This window comes from Photorhabdus aegyptia (genome assembly GCF_000612035.1).
Classification (GTDB): domain Bacteria; phylum Pseudomonadota; class Gammaproteobacteria; order Enterobacterales; family Enterobacteriaceae; genus Photorhabdus; species Photorhabdus akhurstii.
In genome coordinates this window covers 11,413-32,158 of the sequence record NZ_JFGV01000013.1, presented here as the reverse complement: position 1 = coordinate 32,158, position 20,746 = coordinate 11,413, and the positions used below count along the sequence as shown (strand labels likewise).

The window sequence follows — 20,746 nt, the reverse complement described above, 5'->3', positions numbered from 1 at the left end:
TGCTGATTACCGTTTTCTGAATTAGTTTTGGTGCTGTTTTTAGTCTTATTTCATTAACTCACTCAGTGAAATGTGTAAAAAAATAAGAAAAGTAACATTTTTTGTAGACAACTCCCCCTCTCATCATTAGAATGCGCGCAATTTGCCAAAATTTTGCCTAAAAAGCAGCTTTTGCATTGATTTTGAGGAACAAATCTGAATTAATATGCACTAATTGCGAGTAATTATTCTTTGGAGGGTGTTTTGATTAAGTCAGCTATATTGGTTCTGGAAGACGGAACCCAATTCCACGGTCGTGCCATCGGTGCGGAAGGGGCGGCAGTTGGGGAAGTGGTTTTCAATACCTCGATGACCGGATATCAAGAAATTCTCACAGACCCTTCCTATTCCCGCCAAATTGTCACTCTTACTTATCCTCATATTGGTAATATCGGTGTTAACTCAGTCGATAAAGAATCACTCAAAGTACAGGCCCAAGGGCTGGTGATTCGTGATCTACCACTGTTGACCAGTAACTTTCGCTGTGAAGAAACGCTTTCCGATTACCTTAAACGCCATAATATTGTTGCGATAGCAGATATTGATACCCGTAAACTTACGCGTTTGTTAAGAGAAAAGGGTTCACAGAATGGTTGTATTATAGCAGGTAAACAGATTGATGCTCAGGTTGCACTGGAAAAAGCGCAGGCGTTTCCGGGACTGGAGGGGATGGATTTAGCAAAAGAGGTGACGACTAAACAGATTTATCCGTGGTTACAGGGGAGCTGGACACTGGCGGGGGGATTACCGGAAGATAAGCAAGAGCAGGATCTGCCTTATCATGTTGTTGCTTATGACTTTGGTGCAAAACGAAATATTTTGCGAATGTTGGTGGATCGTGGCTGCCGCTTGACAGTTGTTCCTGCCCAGACACCGGCTGAAGATGTACTGAAACTGAATCCAGATGGTATTTTCTTATCTAATGGACCGGGGGATCCAGCACCTTGTGACTATGCAATCGAAGCAATTAAAACCCTACTTGAGACAGAGATTCCAATCTTTGGTATCTGTCTTGGACACCAATTGCTGGCATTAGCGAGTGGCGCGGAAACCATGAAAATGAAATTCGGCCATCATGGTGCTAACCATCCGGTAAAGGATCTTGAATGTAATGTTGTCATGATCACTGCCCAAAACCACGGTTTTGCTGTAGATGAAGAATCACTACCGTCAAATCTGAACGTTACTCATAAATCTCTGTTTGACGGTACGTTGCAAGGGATTCATCGCACGGATAAACCCGCATTCAGTTTCCAGGGGCATCCAGAAGCCAGCCCTGGCCCACATGAAACAGCATCGTTATTTGATCACTTTATTGACCTAATTGAACAGTATTGTCAGAAAAATAATCGTCATAACACCAAGTAATCAGGAGAAAATAAAATGGCAAAACGTACTGATATTAAAAGTATCCTGATTCTGGGTGCTGGCCCAATTGTTATTGGTCAGGCTTGTGAATTCGACTATTCAGGAGCACAAGCCTGTAAGGCGTTACGAGAAGAAGGTTATCGTGTTGTTCTGGTGAACTCGAACCCTGCTACCATTATGACTGATCCAGAGATGGCCGATGCCACTTATATTGAGCCGATCCACTGGGAAGTGGTGCGTAAAATCATTGAAAAAGAGCGTCCTGATGCGATTCTGCCAACAATGGGCGGACAAACTGCACTCAACTGTGCGCTAGAACTGGAGCGTCAGGGAGTACTGGAAGAGTTCGGCGTTACCATGATTGGAGCTACCGCCGATGCGATTGATAAAGCAGAAGATCGTCGCCGTTTCGATATAGCAATGAAAAAGATTGGATTGGAAACTCCGCGTTCTGGTATCGCCCATTCAATGGAAGAAGCGCTGGCGGTTGCTGATAAAGTTGGCTTTCCTTGTATTATCCGTCCTTCCTTTACTATGGGAGGAAGCGGAGGAGGTATTGCTTATAACCGTGAAGAATTCGAAGAAATTTGTGAGCGTGGCTTGGATCTTTCACCAACCAACGAACTCTTGATTGATGAATCTCTGATTGGTTGGAAAGAGTATGAAATGGAGGTTGTGCGGGATAAAAATGATAACTGCATTATCGTCTGCTCGATTGAAAACTTTGATGCGATGGGGATTCACACCGGTGATTCCATCACGGTTGCTCCGGCGCAAACACTGACGGATAAAGAGTATCAAATCATGCGTAACGCTTCGATGGCGGTATTGCGTGAAATCGGTGTGGAAACTGGGGGATCTAACGTACAGTTTGCAGTGAACCCAAAAAATGGCCGTTTAGTTATCATCGAAATGAATCCACGTGTTTCCCGCTCTTCTGCGCTGGCTTCGAAAGCGACAGGTTTCCCGATCGCTAAAATTGCCGCTAAATTGGCGGTGGGTTATACCCTTGACGAATTGATGAATGATATCACCGGTGGTCGCACGCCAGCTTCCTTTGAACCTTCTATCGACTACGTAGTCACTAAAGTTCCTCGCTTTAATTTCGAGAAATTTGCTGGCGCTAATGATCGGCTGACAACCCAGATGAAATCTGTTGGTGAGGTGATGGCGATTGGCCGTACTCAGCAAGAATCTTTGCAAAAAGCATTGCGTGGTTTGGAAATTGGGGCAACCGGTTTTGATCCGAAAGTCAATTTAGATGATCCAGAAGCACTGACTAGAATTCGTCGCGAATTAAAAGATGCAGGTGCTGAACGTATCTGGTATATCGCCGATGCTTTCCGTGCGGGTATGTCTGTTGATGGTGTGTTTAACCTGACTGATATTGATCGCTGGTTCTTAGTACAAATTGAAGAACTGGTGCGATTGGAAGAGCAGGTGGCAGAGCAGGGCATTAACAGCTTGACGGCCGACTTCCTGCGTCATCTGAAACGCAAAGGTTTTGCTGATGCGCGTTTGGCAAAACTGGTCGGTGTGGCCGAAAAAGAGATCCGCAAGCTGCGCCACAAATATAATCTGTATCCGGTTTATAAGCGCGTTGATACCTGTGCGGCAGAATTTGCGACTGATACTGCATACATGTATTCCACTTATGAAGATGAGTGTGAGGCTAATCCGAATAGTGATAGGCCAAAAATCATGGTATTGGGTGGTGGCCCTAATCGTATCGGGCAAGGGATTGAATTCGACTATTGTTGTGTTCATGCAGCCCTGGCACTGCGTGAAGATGGGTATGAAACCATCATGGTGAACTGTAACCCAGAAACCGTTTCAACAGATTATGATACTTCGGACCGTCTCTATTTCGAACCGGTGACTTTGGAAGATGTTCTTGAGATTGTACGTGTTGAACAGCCAAAAGGGGTGATTGTGCATTATGGTGGGCAGACTCCGCTGAAATTGGCTCGTGAACTAGAAATCGCCGGTGTTCCTATTATTGGTACCAGCCCGGATGCGATTGATCGTGCGGAAGATCGTGAACGTTTCAAACAGGCAGTAAATCGTCTTGGCCTGAAACAGCCTGAAAATGCCACAGTAACCACGATAGAACGCGCAGTTGAGAAGGCAAACATTCTCGGTTATCCGTTGGTGGTTCGTCCATCTTATGTTTTGGGTGGCCGCGCGATGGAAATCGTATATGACGAAGTTGACTTACGCCGTTACTTCCAGACTGCGGTTAGTGTCTCTAATGATGCCCCGGTATTGCTTGATTGTTTCCTTGATGATGCCGTGGAAGTGGACGTTGACGCTATCTGTGACGGTGAGCGTGTCTTGATCGGCGGCATTATGGAACATATTGAGCAGGCAGGTGTGCATTCCGGCGACTCAGCTTGCTCACTGCCTGCTTACACCTTAAGTCAGGAAATTCAGGATGTTATGCGTAAGCAGGTAGAAAAACTGGCATTTGAATTAGGTGTGCGTGGTTTGATGAATGTCCAGTTTGCCGTCAAGAATGACGAGGTTTATCTGATTGAAGTTAACCCGCGTGCAGCTCGTACTGTGCCATTTGTTTCTAAAGCGACCGGTTTACCACTAGCGAAAGTTGCAGCTCGAGTGATGGTTGGTCAATCTCTGGCTGAGCAAGGTGCAACTCAAGAGATCATACCTCCATACTATTCGGTGAAAGAGGTTGTATTGCCTTTCAACAAATTTCCAGGTGTAGATCCGATTCTTGGGCCTGAAATGCGGTCAACTGGAGAAGTAATGGGCGTTGGGCGTACATTTGCCGAAGCTTTCTCAAAAGCACTATTGGGGTGTAGCGCCAAAATGCCACAAAGTGGTAGAGCGCTTCTGTCAGTGCGTGAAGGTGATAAAGGCCGAGTCGTGGATTTGGCCGCTAAGTTGCTGAAACAGGGCTTTGAACTGGATGCGACTCATGGTACTGCGGTTGTGCTCGGTGAAGCGGGGATTAACCCTCGTCTGGTGAACAAAGTTCACGAAGGGCGTCCGCATATTCAGGATAGAATCAAAAATGGTGAATATAGCTATATTGTAAATACGACTGCCGGTCGTCAGGCAATTGAGGATTCCAAACTTATTCGCCGTAGTGCACTGCAATATAAAGTGCATTATGACACCACATTGAATGGTGGATTTGCGACAACGATGGCACTGAGTGCAGATCCAACTGAGCAGGTGATTTCTGTACAGGAAATGCATGCGGCAATTAAAAGTTAGTCTGTATTTTGATTAATTGAAGTAATAAAAAAGTGCGCTTTATTAGGCGCACTTTTTATGTTTATTGAAAAATTAAAGAGAAAGAATCACTGTCTGTTATCCCAGAGCTACTTTGACACCTAAGCCAATCAAAACAATACCTAGTAGTTTATCAATAACTTTCTGAGTTTTAGCTAATCCGCGGCGTACTGGTGCGCTTTGAATTAATATGACTAACAGTGGCCAATAGATAACCGCCAGTCCCCAGATAATAGAGGCATACCACAATTTCTCACCAACACTAGAATTGATATTTAGTAACTGAGTAAATATTGCCAGGAAGAACAACGTTGCTTTGGGATTGAGCAAATTACATAAAAACCCCTGCATAAACGCTTTTTTGAAAGTGATGATCTGTCGTGGTTGAGCATCGAGAGTGAGAGTATTCCCTCCGCGAGAAAACAAGCTATTGATCCCAATCCAAATAAGATAAGCCGCTCCAGCATATTTCATCAGATTAAATAGCCACGGTGTTGTGGTGATAACAATCGCCAACCCGGCGACACAGTAAACCATATGGCAAGCGATAGCGGCGATTAAGCCCATAACTGTCATCATAGCGGCAGAACGTTGGTAACGTATGGCATTTTTGACTACCAGAAAGAAATCAGGACCGGGAGAGAGCATACCTAACGTTGAGATAGTGATGACGATTAGTGATGTTTCCAGCATAATGTACCCTATAGTTAATATTAGTTTTGTTATTATTTTGATCAATAAATGTCTTAAGTAATAAACCAAGTATAAATTAATTTTTTGTACTTAAGAAGGTGTTGAGCCTATCGACTGGGTACATCCCTTTCCGTATAGTGTCATCAATTTTTATACTATTTGCCTATAAGGTGGCTTAATGAATATCAGCTTGATCGCTGCTTTAGCTATGGATCGGGTTATCGGCATGGAGAGTAAAATGCCGTGGAATCTGCCGGGGGATTTAGCCTGGTTTAAACGTAATACATTGAATAAACCCGTTATTATGGGGCGAGTCACTTATGAATCTATAGGTCGCCCGTTACCGGGAAGGCTCAATATTGTATTGAGTAATCAGCCGGGTAATGATGAACGTGTAACTTGGGTCAGTTCAGTTGATGAAGCACTGGCTGTGGCGGGTGATGCAGAAGAGGTTATGGTCATGGGTGGCGGTAAAGTTTATGACCAATTTATTTCACAAGCGAGTCGTATGTACCTGACGCACATTGATGCAGAAGTGATCGGTGATACGCATTTTCCTGACTATGAACCGGATGAATGGGATTCTGAATTTACTGAATACCATGATGCCGATGAATTAAATTCTCACAGCTACTGTTTTGAGATTTTACAACGTCGCCTCTAATTGATAGAACACGCCGATGAGCTTTTTTCACGGCGTGTCTGGCTTTAATGCTGTTTTACTGCGGTAACGATGATTGTGTGAAGTATTGTTTATCTTCCCAACGTAGCATCGTCAGTTGTCCTCCCCAACAACAACCTGTATCCAATGCATAAAATCCGTCGGGTGTTCCCTGGCCTTCTAATGATGCCCAGTGACCGAAAATGATGGCGTACTCTGATGGGATCTGGCGTGGCAGTTCAAACCAGGGTTTTAGCGGCGCAGAGGCGTTTTCGGGCTTATCTTTGCACAACATGTCCAACTGACCATTTGGAAAACAGTAACGCATACGTGTCAATGCATTAGTACTGAAACGCAAACGTGCCAGTCCAGAGAGTTCTGGCGACCAGTTGTTTGGCATATCGCCATACATGGAATTGAGAAACAGAGGGTAACTGCTACTGTTGAGCATGGTTTCAACTTCGCTGGCGCACATTTTGGCTGTTTCTAAATCCCATTGAGGCGTAATACCAGCATGTGTCATGAGCAGTTTTAGATCATCATCGCACTGTAGTAACGGTTGTTTGCGTAGCCAATTAATTAATTCGTCGGCATCTGGCGCAGACAGTAACGTATCAATTTTATCTTTAGGTTTATTACGGCTGATCCCGGCATAAACTCCTAATAAATGGAGATCGTGATTGCCTAATACTATTTTTGCGGCTGAACCTAACTGTTTAACATACCGGAGAACTTTAAGAGAGTCCGGACCACGGGCAACTAAATCTCCCGTTAACCACAATGTGTCTTTTTTAGGATCAAAATCGACTTTAGTTAATAAAGCTCGTAATTCACGATAGCAGCCATGAATATCACCAATGAGATATGTAGACATAATCAATTAATCAACGTTGGGATAGCCAGACGGAAAACCGGAATGGCAACGCGAAATGGCTCACCATTGTGGTCGATCATTTCATAATGGCCTTCCATAGTACCCAACGGTGTTTCCAATATCGCGCCGCTGGTGTAACGGTATTCGGTCCCTGGCTGGATTATGGGTTGCTCACCAACAACGCCTTCCCCCTGAACTTCTGTTTGATGGTTATTACTGTTGGTAATCAGCCAGTAACGATTAATTAACTGGACCCGTTCGCGCCCAAGATTTCGGATAGTGATTGTATAGGCAAAAACGAAACGCTGTTGATCGGGACACGATTGACTTTCTACATAAACACTTTGTACCTGAATAGAAACCCTGGGCGTATTAATCATAATTGACTCCTGCTATGACTGCATTTCAGGTTGTTCTGATAGCCAGTTTGCCATTTTACAGTACTGCTCAACAGAAATATTTTCTGCACGAGTACCTGGATCGATACCAAGTTCTGTTAGCTGTTCTACAGTAAAAAGATCACCGAGGCTGTTACGGATGGTTTTACGCCGTTGGTTGAAAGCTTGAGTCGTGATCCGGCTCAGCATACGAATATTTTTGACGGGGCGAGGTATGCTTTTGTGCGGTATCAGACGTACAACGGCTGAATCGACTTTAGGTGCGGGAGTAAACGCGGTTGGCGGTACTTCCAGCACAGGGATAACCTGACAATAATATTGGGCCATGACGCTCAAACGCCCGAAAGCTTTACTTCCGGGGCCGGCTACCAGACGGTTTACCACCTCTTTTTGTAACATAAAATGCATATCAGCAATAGCATTAGTATAGCTGAAAAGGTGGAACATTAACGGCGTGGAAATATTATAAGGTAAATTACCAAAGACGCGCAGCGGCTCCCCTATTTGCTGAGATAATTCGCCAAAATTAACCGTCATGGCATCTTGCTGGATAATGGTAAGTTTATCTTTTAATTTTGGATGAATTTGTAGACGAGCGGCTAAATCGCGGTCGAGTTCAACTACGGTCATTTTATCCATGCGCTCGCCGACCGGTTCTGTCAATGCTCCAAGACCGGGGCCAATTTCCAATACTGCCTGGCCAGGTTGTGGATTGATAGCGGCAACAATACTATCAATGACAAATTGATCGGTTAAGAAGTTTTGCCCGAAACGTTTACGGGCAAAGTGCCCTTGGTGGACTCTGTTATTCATTACTGTTTTGTATCATTTTAATTGCTAAATTTAATGCGGTGATGAAACTTCCCACATCAGCTTGACCTGTTCCAGCCAGTTCCAGTGCTGTGCCATGATCGACCGAAGTACGGATAAATGGCAGACCTAATGTAATATTCACTGCTCTGCCAAAACCTTGGTATTTTAACACGGGTAATCCTTGGTCGTGATACATCGAGAGTACGGCGTCTGCATGTTGAAGATATTTAGGTTGAAACAGGGTATCTGCCGGTAAAGGGCCTTCCAGCACGATGCCTTCTGCTCTCAGGCTGGCTAACGCAGGAATAATAACATCAATCTCTTCCCGTCCCATATGGCCGCCCTCTCCCGCATGGGGATTCAGACCACAGACATAAATACAGGGTTTTGCCAGGCCGAACTTTGTTTTCAAATCATGGTTAAGAATAGTAATCACTTCCCGCAGACTATCGAAAGTGATGGACTTTGGTACATCAACAATCGGCAGATGAGTCGTAGCCAGGGCAACCCGAAGTTCTTCTGTTGCAAGCATCATGACGACTCGCTGGCATCCACTGCGATCGGCAAAGAATTCGGTATGGCCGATAAAAGGCACGCCGGCATCATTGATATTCCCTTTATGAACCGGTCCTGTGACTAATGCTGAGAATTCTCCGTTTAAACAGCCGTCACAGGCTCGCGCCAGTGTTTCGGTGACATATCTGCCGTTTTCTTGATTCAATTCACCGGCGATTGCGGGAGCATGAAGAGGAACTGGCAATATTGTCAACGTCCCGGCAGCCTGTGGCTCGGGGATTTTGTCAGCAGAGTATTCTTGTAATTGCAAAGGTAAATTAAGTTGTCTGGCTCTGTCGAGAAGCAGGCTGGGGTCTGCGCAAGCGACCAATTGCATTGGCCAACTTTGTTGAGCGAGAGCAACCGTTAAGTCGGGTCCAACCCCGGCAGGCTCGCCGGGGGTAATAACAATTGGTTTATTGATAATAATCGGTTTATTGTTGTGCATCGCTGCCATCTAAAATTTTCACATAAGCTGAGGCGCGTTGTTCCTGCATCCAGCTTTGTGCTTCTTCGGTGAATTTACGGTTGAACAACATACGGTAAGCGCGATCTTTCTGAGCGGCGTCTGTTTTATCAACTTTGCGGGTATCCAATAGTTGGATTAGATGCCAGCCAAAAGATGAGTGAACAGGTTGACTGATTTCACCTTTATTCAGGCGCATTAACGCGTCGCGGAAAGCAGGATCATAGATATCAGGGGTAGTCCAGCCGAGATCACCACCACGTAGGGCTGAGCCAGGGTCGTCTGAAAACTCTTTTGCGGCATCGGCAAAATCAGTTTTTCCGCTGCGAATATCACTGGCGATTTGCTGCAACTTGGTGCGCGCTTGATCATCGGTCATGACAGGAGAAGTTCTTAATAGAATATGGCGGGCGTGAACTTCAGTGACGGCGATAGTTGGGGTACCGCCACGGATATCATTGACTTTGAGAATATGGAAACCAACACCGGAACGGATTGGGCCAACGATGGCTCCTTTTGGAGCGGATTGTAGTTGTTCAGCAAACAGGGTTGGTAATTCCTCAAGCCGACTCCAACCCATGTTGCCGCCTTTCAGCGCTTGTGGATCAGCAGAGTAGGCGATAGCCAATTTACCGAAATCAACGCCATGTTTAAGTTCAGACATAATTTTCTGCACTACCGTCATGGCTTTTTCCATTTGCGCCTGATCTGGGTTTTCTGGCAATGGGATCAGAATATGGCTGATATTCAGTTCTGTATCGTTAGTATTCTGGTTGCTAATTTGTTTAACTAAGGCGTCGATCTCTTGAGGCAAAATGGTGACACGACGGCGAACTTCATTATTGCGCACCTCTGCTATCATCATCTCTTTACGGATTTGATCACGGTAAGTATCGAAACTCATTCCGTCAGCAGTAATGCGATGTTTCATTTGTTCCACAGTGATGTGGTTCTGAGCTGCAATATTGGCAATTGTAGAATCCAATGCTTGATCAGGAATGGTGATTCCCATCTGTTTTGCCATTTGTAGCAGGATATTATCCATAATCAGACGTTCAAGGATCTGATGACGTAGCGTTTGTTCATCCGGTATTTGCTGGCCGGCATGTTGCGCATCCAGTTTGACAGATTGTAAGCGGTTGTTGATGTCGCTTTCCAGTACCACTCCGTTATTAACGACCGCAGCAATTTTATCCATTTGCTGAGGTGCAGCGAAGGCAGTACTCACTGAAAACATCAATCCGAAAATGAGAGTTCTCCAGTTCTTCATACTTTTCCCATCATATGTAGGTTCCGCAATAGCGGATTTATCGTGTTTAATATCAAAATGTTCTTGGCGTCAGAATGCTCGTTGGTATGGCATGATGCCAGACTTCAACATTTTCTGGCTACCCAAACTATGATTGTTACTTAAGCCACGAAGTTCAAAGTTAAATGACCATTTGTTGTCATATTCGCTATCGCTGTCTTTCCAACCAATGATCTTGCGTTCATAGCCAACGTTGATTGCCCAGCAACAAGTGTTGTACTGCAAACCCACTAACTGACTTGCCGGTTGCTGTTCTTTAGTATCGTAGTAGTAAGCGCCTACGAAACCCCAGCGATCACTTAACGGCCAACTTGTAACCAGACCGACTTGAGAAATCCCTTGCTGGAAAGCCGGAGCGCTCTTAGCTGTAGCTTGGATATAATCTCTGTCAACAAAACGATAGTTCAATTGCACAAGTCGGTCTTCATCACGGCGATATTCTAGCACTGCATTTCCCATCGTTACGCTACCTAGGCGAGTATCGTATTGCATGCCACCTTTCAAGCCCCAGGAATCATTAATTTTCCAGTAAGTATCACCTGCCCAGGTCATCATACCTGTATTATCTTTACTGTTGATGATGGTTTCTTTACCGGTGCGTGGACGTTCAAAGTAATAGATTTGACCTAATGACAGGTTAAAACGTTCAACTAAACCTTCATCATAAAGGCGGGTAGTGAGACCGGTAGTCACTTGATTGGCAGATGAAATACGGTCCAGGCCACCATAAAAGCGGTCACGGAACAGGCCGGTATAGTCGGTTTGTAGTAAAGATGAGTCGAAGTTGTTGATATTATCTTGGTCTTTGTATGGCACATACAGATACTGAACCTGCGGTTCTAGCGTTTGAGTGTAATTGCTGTTCAGGTATGTTGAACGCTCAAACACCATTTTGGCTTCGCTTTTGAACTGTGGCAGAACCCGGTTAACAGATTCTTTATATTCAGCATTCTCAAGAGCCTTGGGAATATCCTGCTGATAGTGAGTCGCCATCAGCTTAACTTCATTATTCATACTGGCCCAGCCATTGGAGAGTGGCAGGTTAATGGAGGGTTCCAGATGCCAGCGGGTTGTTTCCGGGTTGTTTTTACCTACACTGGTGAATTTTGCCGCCTGACCATAGACTTTCAGGTCAAATGGCCCCAGATCGTTTTTGTAATAGTTCAAATCTAACTGTGGTTCAGCTCTGTAGGCTTTTCTACTGGTATCTTTAGAAAAAATCTGGAATTGTTTAGTTGATAGCGTGGCATTCCAGTTCTGTTGAGCATAGCCCAGACTGAATTTTTGCGTAGCGTAGCCATCGGTGGTGGAACCATATTGAGAGCTGAAATCAGAAAAATATTCGGGATCACTGACTTTGGTATAGTCGATATTAAAACGCCATACTCTATCCATCACACCACTGTGTCTCCAGTAGAATAACCAGCGATTATCACTCTCTCTGGCGGTACGTGTGTTTGTCTTTTTGTCTTTGACATATTGCTCATCGTTATTCAGCCAGTCGAGAGCAAGGGTACCGGTGCCAGCTTTGGTTAAGTAGCGGAATTCATTATCCAGTTTTAAACCACGATTACTGAGATAGTGCGGTGTAATCGTCGCATCATAATTCGGTGCGATATTCCAGTAATAAGGCAGCTGAAATTCAAAGCCGGCTTTTTTGGAATAGCTGGCGTTAGGAATAAGAAACCCTGAACGGCGTTTATTACCGATCGGTAATTGAAGATACGGGCTATAAAATACGGGAATGTTAGCCATTCTGAAACGGGCATTCCATATTTCGGCCACTTCTTCTTCGCGATCGAGAATGACTTCGGAACCGACAACGCTCCAGCTATCATTACCCGGCAGGCAGGAAGTAAAGGTACCATTATCCAGAATGGCATAACGGTTTTCACCACGCAGTTTCATTTTGTCTGCGGTGCCGCGTCCTTGACGCCCGACCATCTGATAATCACCCTGATACATATCGGTATCTTTATTATTTAAATTAGACCAGGCACGTGGCCCTTTTAGAATAATCAGAGGGTCATCATAATGAACATTACCCGTTGCAGTCACGGTTCTTAACGGAACTTCATCTTCTGTTTGATCAAGTTGTACTTTATCTGCGGTTAGGGTCTTATTACCCTGTTTAATATTAACATTACCGATAAATTTAGCAGAACGTGGATAATCTGCGTGTGAATCATCTGCCAGAATATTGATAGGAAGTTGATTGAGATCGCCATTAATTATTGGCTGATCATAAACAGGTATACCCAGCATACACTGTGCTGCGAGATCAGCATGCGCATGCTGACCATAAAGTGCGGCCCATACCGTTGTGGCCAGCAAAGTTGGATAACATTTCTTCATAGATATTTATGCGGTTCCATCATCAGTGGCATTATGCCGGGCAAACCTCAAGAGACTAGCGCACTCGATGAATATGCGCCAGTGTAAAGTCATGCCTTTACTTATCTTGCCGTTAGGCACGGAGCTGAATGAATAGTATGATAATGCAAAACTACACTCAGAGCATTGGTGAATTGAGGAGTATATGCATTATTGGGGAAAATTGCTTGGGCTGATTTTTGGTGTTGTGTCTGGGGCCGGCTTTTGGGGTATTGTCATTGGTCTGTTTATTGGTCATATGCTTGATAGGGCGAGTGCACGGAGAAACCAAGGTTTTTTTGCAAATAATCAGTCTCGTCAATTGCTATTTTTCAGTAGTACTTTTCAGGTGCTGGGGCATATTACTAAATCAAAAGGGCGGGTGACTGAAACAGATATTCGTCTTGCGAGCCAGTTAATGGATCGCATGCAACTTCACGGACAAGCCAGGATAGCAGCACAGCAGGCTTTTCGTGAAGGTAAAGAGCCCAATTTTCCTTTGCGTGAGACACTAAGACAATTGCGTCGTGCCTGTTTTGGCCGGTCTGACTTAGTTCGCATGTTTTTGGAGATCCAATTACAGGCTGCATTTTCTGATGGGCAATTGCATCCGAATGAGAGGAAGGTGCTGTTTATTATTGCTGATGAACTTGGGATCTCTCGTAACCAATTTGAACAATTCCTTGCCATGATGGAAGGTGGCCGCAATTTCGGTGATGGAGGAGAGTGGCGGCAACGGCAGTATGGCGGTTATCAGAGGGCCGCACAGGGGCCAACACTTGCGGACGCTTGTAAGGTGTTAGGTGTGCGTGAAAAGGATGACGCGACGACAATTAAACGTGCCTATCGTAGATTGATGAGTGAACACCATCCGGATAAGCTGGTGGCAAAAGGTTTACCACCGGAAATGATGGAGATTGCTAAACAAAAGGCCCAATCAATTCAGGCTGCCTATGATCTCATTAAAAAAGAGAAGGGTTTTAAATAGGCTATTTTTTTATCTTTAAAAACATGCCACTAAATATATAGGGGAATAACATCCCCTACGGCTGTTGAGTTTATTTTTTATTTCTCTAAAATATTAGAATATTTTATGTTTTATTTTGTTTTAATTTAGGAGGAAGGCAAAAAATGGCAAATATCCGTGTTCTTTTGGCTTGTTGTGGCTTGGCCTTATGTTTGATATTGGCTTCATTGGATTCGGTTACTGTATTTGTCTATTAATCAAAAATCGGCTTTACACTGAAAATGCATTGGCGTTCCATAGGCCGGATGTGTGATATATAACTCTTGTGCATGTAATTGCAGGCGAGGCGCCATTGCTCTTGCCTGCTGGTGAGCATAAAACCGATCTCCCAGAATCGGATGTTCAAGTGCTAGCATATGTACTCTGAGCTGATGTGAACGACCGGTTATCGGTGAGAGTTTTACTCGAGTTGCCTCATCTTCGTAAGCGAGTACTTCGTATTCAGTTTGAGCCGATTTCCCGGTTTCAAAACACACTTTCTGCTTTGGTCGGTTCGGCCAGTCACAAATCAGCGGTAAATCGACAAGACCAGTTTTTGGTTCCAGACGTCCCCAAACCCGCGCAATATAGGTTTTTTCCGGTTCTCGTTCACGGAATTGGCGTTTCAATTCACGCTCTGCGTTTTTGGTTAATGCAACTACCATCACGCCGCTGGTTGCCATATCTAGCCGGTGAACAGATTCTGCTGTGGGAAACTGTAGTTGTATCCGCGTCATAATACTGTCTTTATGTTCTTCTGCCCGACCGGGAACAGAAAGTAACCCGCTGGGTTTATTGACTACGATGATATGTTGATCCTGATAAAGCACATGTAACCAAGGATCGGTAGGAGGGTTATAAGCTTCCATTGAGGCTCCGGTAGCTGAATATTAGGGGAGGCATGGAATAGGGTGCTTAGTAAAGTTTACCCCATTCCGGTTTAGCCTCCGGGTATTGCTAATATTTACTGATGCGTAACGACAACAAGGCGAATAGCATCCAGACGCCAGCCTGCCTGATTTAAGTTAAGCAGCAACTGTTGGCGATTGGATTCAATGGCTTCCAATTCATCATCACGAATATTTGGATTGACGGCCTTCAATGCTTCCAAACGGGAAAGTTCAGCAGTGAGATTTTCATCTGCTTGCTGTTTCGCTTGTTCAATCAATGATTGAGCCTGAGTTTCTACTAAACCTTCGGCCTGTTGCAAAATAGCGTGAACTTCTTTTTGTACCGCATTGACTAGTTTACTTGCAGTATGACGATTCACTGCATTAAGTTGGCGGTTAAAGCTTTCAAACTCCACCTGACCAGCCAGATTATTGCCTTTCAGGTCCATCAGTATCCGCAATGGCGTTGGTGGAAGGAAACGGGTCAATTGCAGGTGTTTCGGAGCTTGAGCTTCAACTACGTAGATCAGTTCTACCAGCAGGGTTCCAACAGGTAATGCTTTATTTTTCAAAAGGGATACCGCACAGCTACCCGTATCGCCGGAAAGGATCAGATCCAATCCATTACGGATAATTGGGTGCTCCCAACTGATAAACTGAGCATCTTCACGAGACAGGGACTGTTCACGATTAAAGGTGATAGTACAACCATCTTTGGGTAACCCAGGGAAATCTGGGACCAGCATATGATCGGATGGTGTCAGCACTATCATGTTGTCATTGCGATCTTCCTGATTAATACCAACGATATCAAATAAGTTGAGTGAGAAGTTCACCAAATCAGTATCATTATCATACTCTGAAATTTTTTCTGCCAGTTGCAAACCATGTTCGCCACCGTTGGAGTTCATTTCCAGCAGCCGGTCACGGCCTTGCTCCAGTTGCTGTTTGAGTTGCTCATGTTGCTGGCGGCACTGATCAATAAATTCACCAAATTTTTCCTGACTATTGGGTTTGGCAAGATAGTTCAGCAGAGTTTCATAATAGTGATCATAAATAGTACGACCGGTTGGGCAGGTATACTCGAATGCATCCAAACCTTCGTGATACCAACGAATCAGGACAGCTTGGGCGGTATTTTCCAGATAAGGCACACTAATCTGGATATCACGGCTTTGGCCGATACGATCCAGGCGTCCGATACGTTGTTCTAGTAAATCTGGATTGAATGGTAAATCAAACATCACTAATTGGTTAGCGAACTGGAAGTTGCGGCCTTCTGAGCCAATTTCGGAACACAGTAATACCTGAGCTCCTTCTTCTTCGGAAGCAAAATAGGCTGCGGCGCGATCACGTTCAATCAGTGATAGACCTTCATGGAAAACAGCGCCACGAATCCCTTCGCGCTCACGTAGTACCTGTTCCAGTTGCAGAGCAGTGGTTGCTTTAGCACAAATTACCAGCACTTTCTCATGACGATTTGCCATCAGAAAACCAAGTAGCCACTCTACGCGGGGATCAAAGTTCCACCAGGTAGCGTTTTCGCCTTCAAACTCCTGATAAATTTGTTCTGGGTAGAGCATATCCCATGCGCGAGCTTCCAGTGATTTTTTAGCACCCATAATATCGGAGACTTTAATAGCGGTCTGATATTGGGATGGCAGAGGCAACTTGATCTGGTGCAGTTCGCGACGGGGGAAGCCTTTTACGCCATTACGGGTATTACGGAACAGAATACGGCTGGTGCCATGACGATCCATCAGCATGGAAATCAGTTCACGGCGTGCAGTTTCACTTTCATCACTGTTACTATTGGCGGCTTTCAGCAGAGGCTCAATATCCTGCTCACTAATCAACTCACCCATTAGGTTTAATTGATTATTATTAAGCTGTTCACCGGATAATAGCAGTGTGACAGCATCGGCAACTGGACGGTATTTTTGTTGTTCGTCAATAAAAGCTTGATAATCGTGGAAGCGGTTTGGATCAAGTAGGCGTAGACGAGCAAAATGGCTTTCCTGCCCTAGCTGTTCTGGTGTTGCAGTCAATAGCAATACACTGGGGATCTGTTCAGATAACTGTTCGACAACCTGATATTCACGGCTAGGAGCATCCTCGCTCCAGGCCAGATGGTGAGCTTCATCCACTACCATCAAATCCCAGCTAGCTTCAAGCATATGCTCAAAACGCTGTTTATTACGGCGGACAAAATCCAGTGAACAGAGTATCAATTGTTCTGTTTCAAATGGATTATCACTGTCGTGTCGTGCTTCGGTATAGCGGCTATCGTCAAACAGGGCAAAACGCAGATTGAAACGGCGTAGCATTTCTACCAGCCATTGATGTTGAAGGCTCTCCGGCACAATCACCAGAACGCGTTCAGCACGACCGGCCAGCAATTGCTGGTGGATGATCATCCCGGCTTCGATGGTTTTACCTAAACCGACTTCATCGGCCAATAGAACCCTTGGCGCGTAGCGTTTGCCGACTTCATTAGCGATATGAAGTTGATGAGGGATCAGGCTGGCGCGGATACCCCGCAAGCCGCTTTCAGCCAGTTTAAATTGTTCGCTTTGATATTTACGGGCGCGAAAACGCAAGGCAAAGCGGTCCATACGGTCAATCTGACCAGCAAACAGGCGATCCTGTGGTTTGTTGAAGGTAAGTTTACTGTCAAGGAGCACTTCGCGCAGACTGATATTCTCTTCCAGAGTATCAAGTCGTGTGCCTGTATAAATCAGCAGGCCATTTTCTAGTTGGACTTCATCCACTTTGAGTTGCCAGCCTTCATGGCTGGTGACAACATCCCCCGAGTTAAACATAACACGGGTAATAGGGGAATCATTGCGTGCATAGAGGCGGTTTTCGCCGCTGGCAGGAAAGAGCAAAGTGACCATTCGTGCGTCCAGTGCAACAACGGTTCCTAATCCAAGTTCGCTTTCTGTATCGCTGATCCAGCGTTGACCGAGGGTAAATGGCATAAATTTTAACTCAGTTTCTGTTAGATAATGTTATTCATAGGTGGAGGACGACAGCTTTTTATTTGGTCTAACGGAGATAATGGGCAACAGCAAAACACCCCGTTAATTCCCTTATCACTCGTCAAAGGGGCGATATGTTAATGGAAGCAAAGCCGGTCGTCACCTGCAAAAAATAGTAATCAGTCAAAAGGCATTACCATCTGTCCGGTGAGTAAAGTTATAAAATCATCCCGTAAAAACGGCAGGATAGCATCAGCGATAGGCTGAAGTTGCTTATTGATATAGTGATCATAGTCTGGTGATGAATGCAGATTTTCCAGTGGTTCCGGCCCGGATTGTGTCATGACATAGCTTATCCAACCCCCATTTTGGTACTGCAAGGGCCGGTTATGTTGCAGATTGTATTCATCTGCCAGCCTTGCTGCCCTTACATGGGGTGGTACATTGCGCTGATAGTCAGACAACTTCCGGCCCAACCTTTTACGGTAGATTAGTTTATCATCAAATTTTCCTTTTAGGGTACTGGTAACATAACCACGGATAAACTCTTGATAAGGCTGTTCATGAAAAATCAGTGAATACAGTTGCTTCTGGAAATTTTGCGCCAGAGGCGTCCAGTCAGTGCGTACCGTTTCCAGACCTTTATAGACCATGCGGTCGCCACTCAGACCGGCATAACGTTTTTTACTGCCTTGTTCAGTCCCACGGATGGTTGGCATCAGAAAACGGCGATAGTGAGTTTCAAATTCCAACTCAAGGGTGCTTTTAAGCCCAAAATGTTCTTGCAGGTGTTTTTGCCACCATTGGTTAACGAATCGTGCAAGTTCTTTGCCGATACTGAGAGCCAATTCTTCTTCATGCGCCTGTTTCAGCCAAATAAAGATAGAATCTGTATCACCGTAGATAACTTGATAGTTTTGAGATTCAATCAGCTTTCTGGTCTGGAGCATAATTTCGTGGCCTCGCATAGTAATGGAAGACGTTAGGCGCGGGTCGAAGAAACGACAGCCTTCCGCCCCAAGAACACCGTAGAAAGCGTTCATGATGATCTTCAATGCTTGTGATAATGGGGCGTTATGCTGTTTTTTTGCTGCGTCACGTTCATGCCAGATTTGCGTCACGATATCAGGCAGACAGTGCTGAGTACGGGAAAAGAAGGCATTGCGAAAACCGGGAACCGCATGCTTGCTGTCCGGCTGTGCCAGACCTTCCACCATACCGACAGGATCGATAAGAAAAGTGCGGATAATCGAGGGATACAGACTTTTATAATCCAACACTAGCACTGAATCATACAAGCCGGGGCGAGAATCCATCACGAAACCACCGGGGCTGCTATCTTCAGGCTTCCCGCCTGGATTTGGGGCGACATAACCGATGCGGTGCATTTTGGGCATGTAAAGATGGGTGAAAGCGGTGACTGAACCGCCGCTGCGATCTACGGCGAGACCGGTAACTGTTGCCCTTTCCAACAGGAACTTCATTAAGTGGGTTTTATCGAAAATCTGGTTTACCAGAATACAGTCTTGCAGATTATATTGTGCCAGTGCGGGCTTATCTTGCTGGAAACGGCGGTCAATCTCATCCATACGCTGATAGGGTGTATCAATGGCTTTGCCTTCGCCCAATAGCTCTTGCGAGACATATTCCAGACTGAAAGAAGGAAAATTCCAGGTAGCGGTTTTCAGTGCTTCAATACCATCAATAATCAACCGACCGGCCGTAGAAGCGAAAAAGTGCCCCGGTTTAAAGCCGTGCTCCCGCCACTCCAGTGACCCTCCAGCCCGTCCAAATTTCAGTGGAACACCGTAGCGCTCAGCATGTTTTTGTAAAATCCGCAGATCGAACTGAATCAGGTTCCAGCCAATAATGGCGTCAGGGTCATATTTTTCCAGCCACTCGTTGAGTCTTTCCAGCATTTGCGGACGACTTGCTACATATTCCAAATCAAAATTTACCGGGTGCTCATTACTGTTAGCAGGGCCAAGCATAAATACTTTTTGCTGATCACATCCTGCTAATCCAATGGAATAGAGTTCTCCATGCCGACTGGTTTCAATATCCAGGGATACCCATTTCAATGTTGGGCGATAAGCCGGGTTAGGCTTCATCTGATAGCTACCATTAGGCGCCTGACTGAACCAGATGGGAGCAGTGATAAAACGTTCCATCATAAACCTGTCTGGTGGACGGATATCTGCTTCATAAACTTGAATTTCCTGTTGCTGTAGCACTTTCTCAATCCGTTGTAATTGGCGATATTGCTGGCAATAAAGCGCGGCGACAGGCTGGCGATTGAAATCTTTCAATGACAGTGGGCGGAGATGGTAGTTGCGCTCTTGCGCCAGAATTTTTTCCACCTGCGGCATATTAGCTTGCAAGATAAAAGCAACAGCTTGTTGGTGAAGAATTTTTATATGACGTGGCCCCTGATCTGTCGCCAGCCAGTATTCCACCTCAATACCTGAGGGAGTATCCCGCCAATGGCGTGTCAGTATAAAACCTTGTTCAGCATGATTCTGTTGCATATAGAGGCAGGCGCTTATATTTGTTGAAAATAACTACAATTATAGCATTGAGTCATGGTTATTTATACAGTTGCCTAATCTCACTATATTGTGATGTGGTGCATAAATGATAATCGAAACATTGCCGAAACTATCTCTTTATTGCAAAGAATGGAAAATTAAGTGAGATAGGCAGGTATTATTGAATATATCTATAAGAATATAGTCGTATAAAACGTATTGTATTCGTTATTAGTATTGCTATTTTAATATTATCTAGCTTTATTCTTAAGTGTATTTATATAATCCAATACTACCAATAATTAAAGTTACAGTAATGATGGATAATAACGTATTCCATGTGATATACCCGTTATCTTTCAAGTTGCCTCTTTGTTGGCTGCACTCGCTCACCCCGGTCACATAGTTATCTATGCTCCCGGGGATTCACTCCCTTGCCGTCGCGATGCATCTTGAAATCCATAGGGTATAATAGATACCATTGCCTCATAATCACCACCCATTTGTCTGGCTAATATATAATAATTTCCGGCA

General features: G+C 44.9%; 14 protein-coding genes. 4 read left to right on the top strand and 10 right to left on the bottom strand.

Annotated features, from left to right (window positions below; genetic code table 11):
* Positions 1–243 precede the first annotated feature (243 nt).
* Both carA and carB read left to right on the top strand, forming a co-directional pair.
* The gene (gene carA, locus BA1DRAFT_RS05835; protein ID WP_036776997.1) at positions 244–1,407 is read left to right on the top strand and encodes a glutamine-hydrolyzing carbamoyl-phosphate synthase small subunit; all 1,164 of its coding nucleotides are present in this window, start codon (positions 244–246) and stop codon (positions 1,405–1,407) included.
* Positions 1,408–1,422: 15 nt separating this feature from the next.
* The gene (gene carB / locus BA1DRAFT_RS05830; protein WP_036776996.1) at positions 1,423–4,647 is read left to right on the top strand and encodes a carbamoyl-phosphate synthase large subunit; all 3,225 of its coding nucleotides are present in this window, start codon (positions 1,423–1,425) and stop codon (positions 4,645–4,647) included.
* A 96-nt stretch (positions 4,648–4,743) separates the two neighbouring features.
* Here carB and BA1DRAFT_RS05825 read toward each other — a convergent pair whose 3' ends face one another.
* Entirely contained in the window at positions 4,744–5,358 is a 615-nt protein-coding gene (locus BA1DRAFT_RS05825) for a LysE family transporter (RefSeq protein WP_036776995.1), read from the bottom strand.
* A 178-nt stretch (positions 5,359–5,536) separates the two neighbouring features.
* Between BA1DRAFT_RS05825 and folA the strand changes: the two genes are divergently transcribed.
* Entirely contained in the window at positions 5,537–6,022 is a 486-nt protein-coding gene (gene folA, locus BA1DRAFT_RS05820; RefSeq protein ID WP_036776994.1) for a type 3 dihydrofolate reductase, read from the top strand.
* Between the two features lie 55 nt (positions 6,023–6,077).
* Here folA and apaH read toward each other — a convergent pair whose 3' ends face one another.
* The 6 genes from apaH to lptD all read right to left on the bottom strand — a co-directional run bounded on the left by apaH (position 6,078) and on the right by lptD (position 12,789).
* Positions 6,078–6,893 (bottom strand): bis(5'-nucleosyl)-tetraphosphatase (symmetrical) ApaH, encoded by an 816-nt coding sequence (apaH, locus tag BA1DRAFT_RS05815; RefSeq protein WP_036776993.1) that lies wholly within the window; start codon positions 6,891–6,893, stop codon positions 6,078–6,080.
* Between the two features lie 2 nt (positions 6,894–6,895).
* A complete protein-coding gene (gene apaG, locus BA1DRAFT_RS05810) occupies positions 6,896–7,273 on the bottom strand; it encodes a Co2+/Mg2+ efflux protein ApaG (RefSeq protein ID WP_036776992.1) in 378 nt (125 codons plus the stop codon).
* 12 nt (positions 7,274–7,285) lie between these two features.
* Positions 7,286–8,104, bottom strand: coding sequence for a 16S rRNA (adenine(1518)-N(6)/adenine(1519)-N(6))-dimethyltransferase RsmA (gene rsmA, locus BA1DRAFT_RS05805; protein ID WP_036776990.1), 819 nt, complete (start codon positions 8,102–8,104; stop codon positions 7,286–7,288).
* Complete coding sequence (gene pdxA, locus BA1DRAFT_RS05800; RefSeq protein ID WP_036776989.1) at positions 8,097–9,116, bottom strand: 4-hydroxythreonine-4-phosphate dehydrogenase PdxA; 1,020 nt, start codon at positions 9,114–9,116, stop codon at positions 8,097–8,099. Before pdxA ends, rsmA begins: the two co-directional genes overlap by 8 nt.
* A complete protein-coding gene (gene surA, locus BA1DRAFT_RS05795) occupies positions 9,094–10,395 on the bottom strand; it encodes a peptidylprolyl isomerase SurA (protein WP_036776987.1) in 1,302 nt (433 codons plus the stop codon). The genes pdxA and surA overlap by 23 nt, the downstream gene beginning before the upstream one ends.
* 69 nt (positions 10,396–10,464) lie before the next feature.
* Positions 10,465–12,789 carry an LPS assembly protein LptD gene (gene lptD, locus BA1DRAFT_RS05790; RefSeq protein ID WP_036776984.1) on the bottom strand — a complete coding sequence of 775 codons (2,325 nt, stop codon included), beginning with the start codon at positions 12,787–12,789 and terminating at the stop codon, positions 10,465–10,467.
* Positions 12,790–12,973: 184 nt separating this feature from the next.
* Here lptD and djlA point away from each other — a divergent pair, with 184 nt between their 5' ends.
* Positions 12,974–13,795 carry a co-chaperone DjlA gene (gene djlA, locus BA1DRAFT_RS05785; RefSeq protein WP_036776975.1) on the top strand — a complete coding sequence of 274 codons (822 nt, stop codon included), beginning with the start codon at positions 12,974–12,976 and terminating at the stop codon, positions 13,793–13,795.
* 236 nt (positions 13,796–14,031) lie between these two features.
* Here djlA and rluA read toward each other — a convergent pair whose 3' ends face one another.
* The 3 genes from rluA to BA1DRAFT_RS05770 all read right to left on the bottom strand — a co-directional run bounded on the left by rluA (position 14,032) and on the right by BA1DRAFT_RS05770 (position 20,212).
* Complete coding sequence (gene rluA, locus BA1DRAFT_RS05780) at positions 14,032–14,682, bottom strand: bifunctional tRNA pseudouridine(32) synthase/23S rRNA pseudouridine(746) synthase RluA (RefSeq protein ID WP_036776973.1); 651 nt, start codon at positions 14,680–14,682, stop codon at positions 14,032–14,034.
* Between the two features lie 95 nt (positions 14,683–14,777).
* Positions 14,778–17,684: an RNA polymerase-associated protein RapA gene (gene rapA / locus BA1DRAFT_RS05775; RefSeq protein ID WP_036776970.1), complete on the bottom strand. Its 2,907-nt coding sequence runs from the start codon at positions 17,682–17,684 to the stop codon at positions 14,778–14,780.
* Between the two features lie 179 nt (positions 17,685–17,863).
* Positions 17,864–20,212, bottom strand: coding sequence for a DNA polymerase II (locus tag BA1DRAFT_RS05770; RefSeq protein WP_036776969.1), 2,349 nt, complete (start codon positions 20,210–20,212; stop codon positions 17,864–17,866).
* Positions 20,213–20,746 lie beyond the last annotated feature (534 nt).

What these genes read in the sequence shown, in the direction of transcription:
- carB (WP_036776996.1), top strand. Translation starts at nt 1,423, where the DNA reads ATGGCAAAACGTACTGATATTAAAAGTATCCTGATTCTGGGTGCTGGC.
- BA1DRAFT_RS05825 (WP_036776995.1), bottom strand. Translation starts at nt 5,358, where the DNA reads ATGCTGGAAACATCACTAATCGTCATCACTATCTCAACGTTAGGTATG.
- folA (WP_036776994.1), top strand. Translation starts at nt 5,537, where the DNA reads ATGAATATCAGCTTGATCGCTGCTTTAGCTATGGATCGGGTTATCGGC.
- apaH (WP_036776993.1), bottom strand. Translation starts at nt 6,893, where the DNA reads ATGTCTACATATCTCATTGGTGATATTCATGGCTGCTATCGTGAATTA.
- apaG (WP_036776992.1), bottom strand. Translation starts at nt 7,273, where the DNA reads ATGATTAATACGCCCAGGGTTTCTATTCAGGTACAAAGTGTTTATGTA.
- rsmA (WP_036776990.1), bottom strand. Translation starts at nt 8,104, where the DNA reads ATGAATAACAGAGTCCACCAAGGGCACTTTGCCCGTAAACGTTTCGGG.
- pdxA (WP_036776989.1), bottom strand. Translation starts at nt 9,116, where the DNA reads ATGGCAGCGATGCACAACAATAAACCGATTATTATCAATAAACCAATT.
- surA (WP_036776987.1), bottom strand. Translation starts at nt 10,395, where the DNA reads ATGAAGAACTGGAGAACTCTCATTTTCGGATTGATGTTTTCAGTGAGT.
- lptD (WP_036776984.1), bottom strand. Translation starts at nt 12,789, where the DNA reads ATGAAGAAATGTTATCCAACTTTGCTGGCCACAACGGTATGGGCCGCA.
- djlA (WP_036776975.1), top strand. Translation starts at nt 12,974, where the DNA reads ATGCATTATTGGGGAAAATTGCTTGGGCTGATTTTTGGTGTTGTGTCT.
- rluA (WP_036776973.1), bottom strand. Translation starts at nt 14,682, where the DNA reads ATGGAAGCTTATAACCCTCCTACCGATCCTTGGTTACATGTGCTTTAT.
- rapA (WP_036776970.1), bottom strand. Translation starts at nt 17,684, where the DNA reads ATGCCATTTACCCTCGGTCAACGCTGGATCAGCGATACAGAAAGCGAA.
- BA1DRAFT_RS05770 (WP_036776969.1), bottom strand. Translation starts at nt 20,212, where the DNA reads ATGCAACAGAATCATGCTGAACAAGGTTTTATACTGACACGCCATTGG.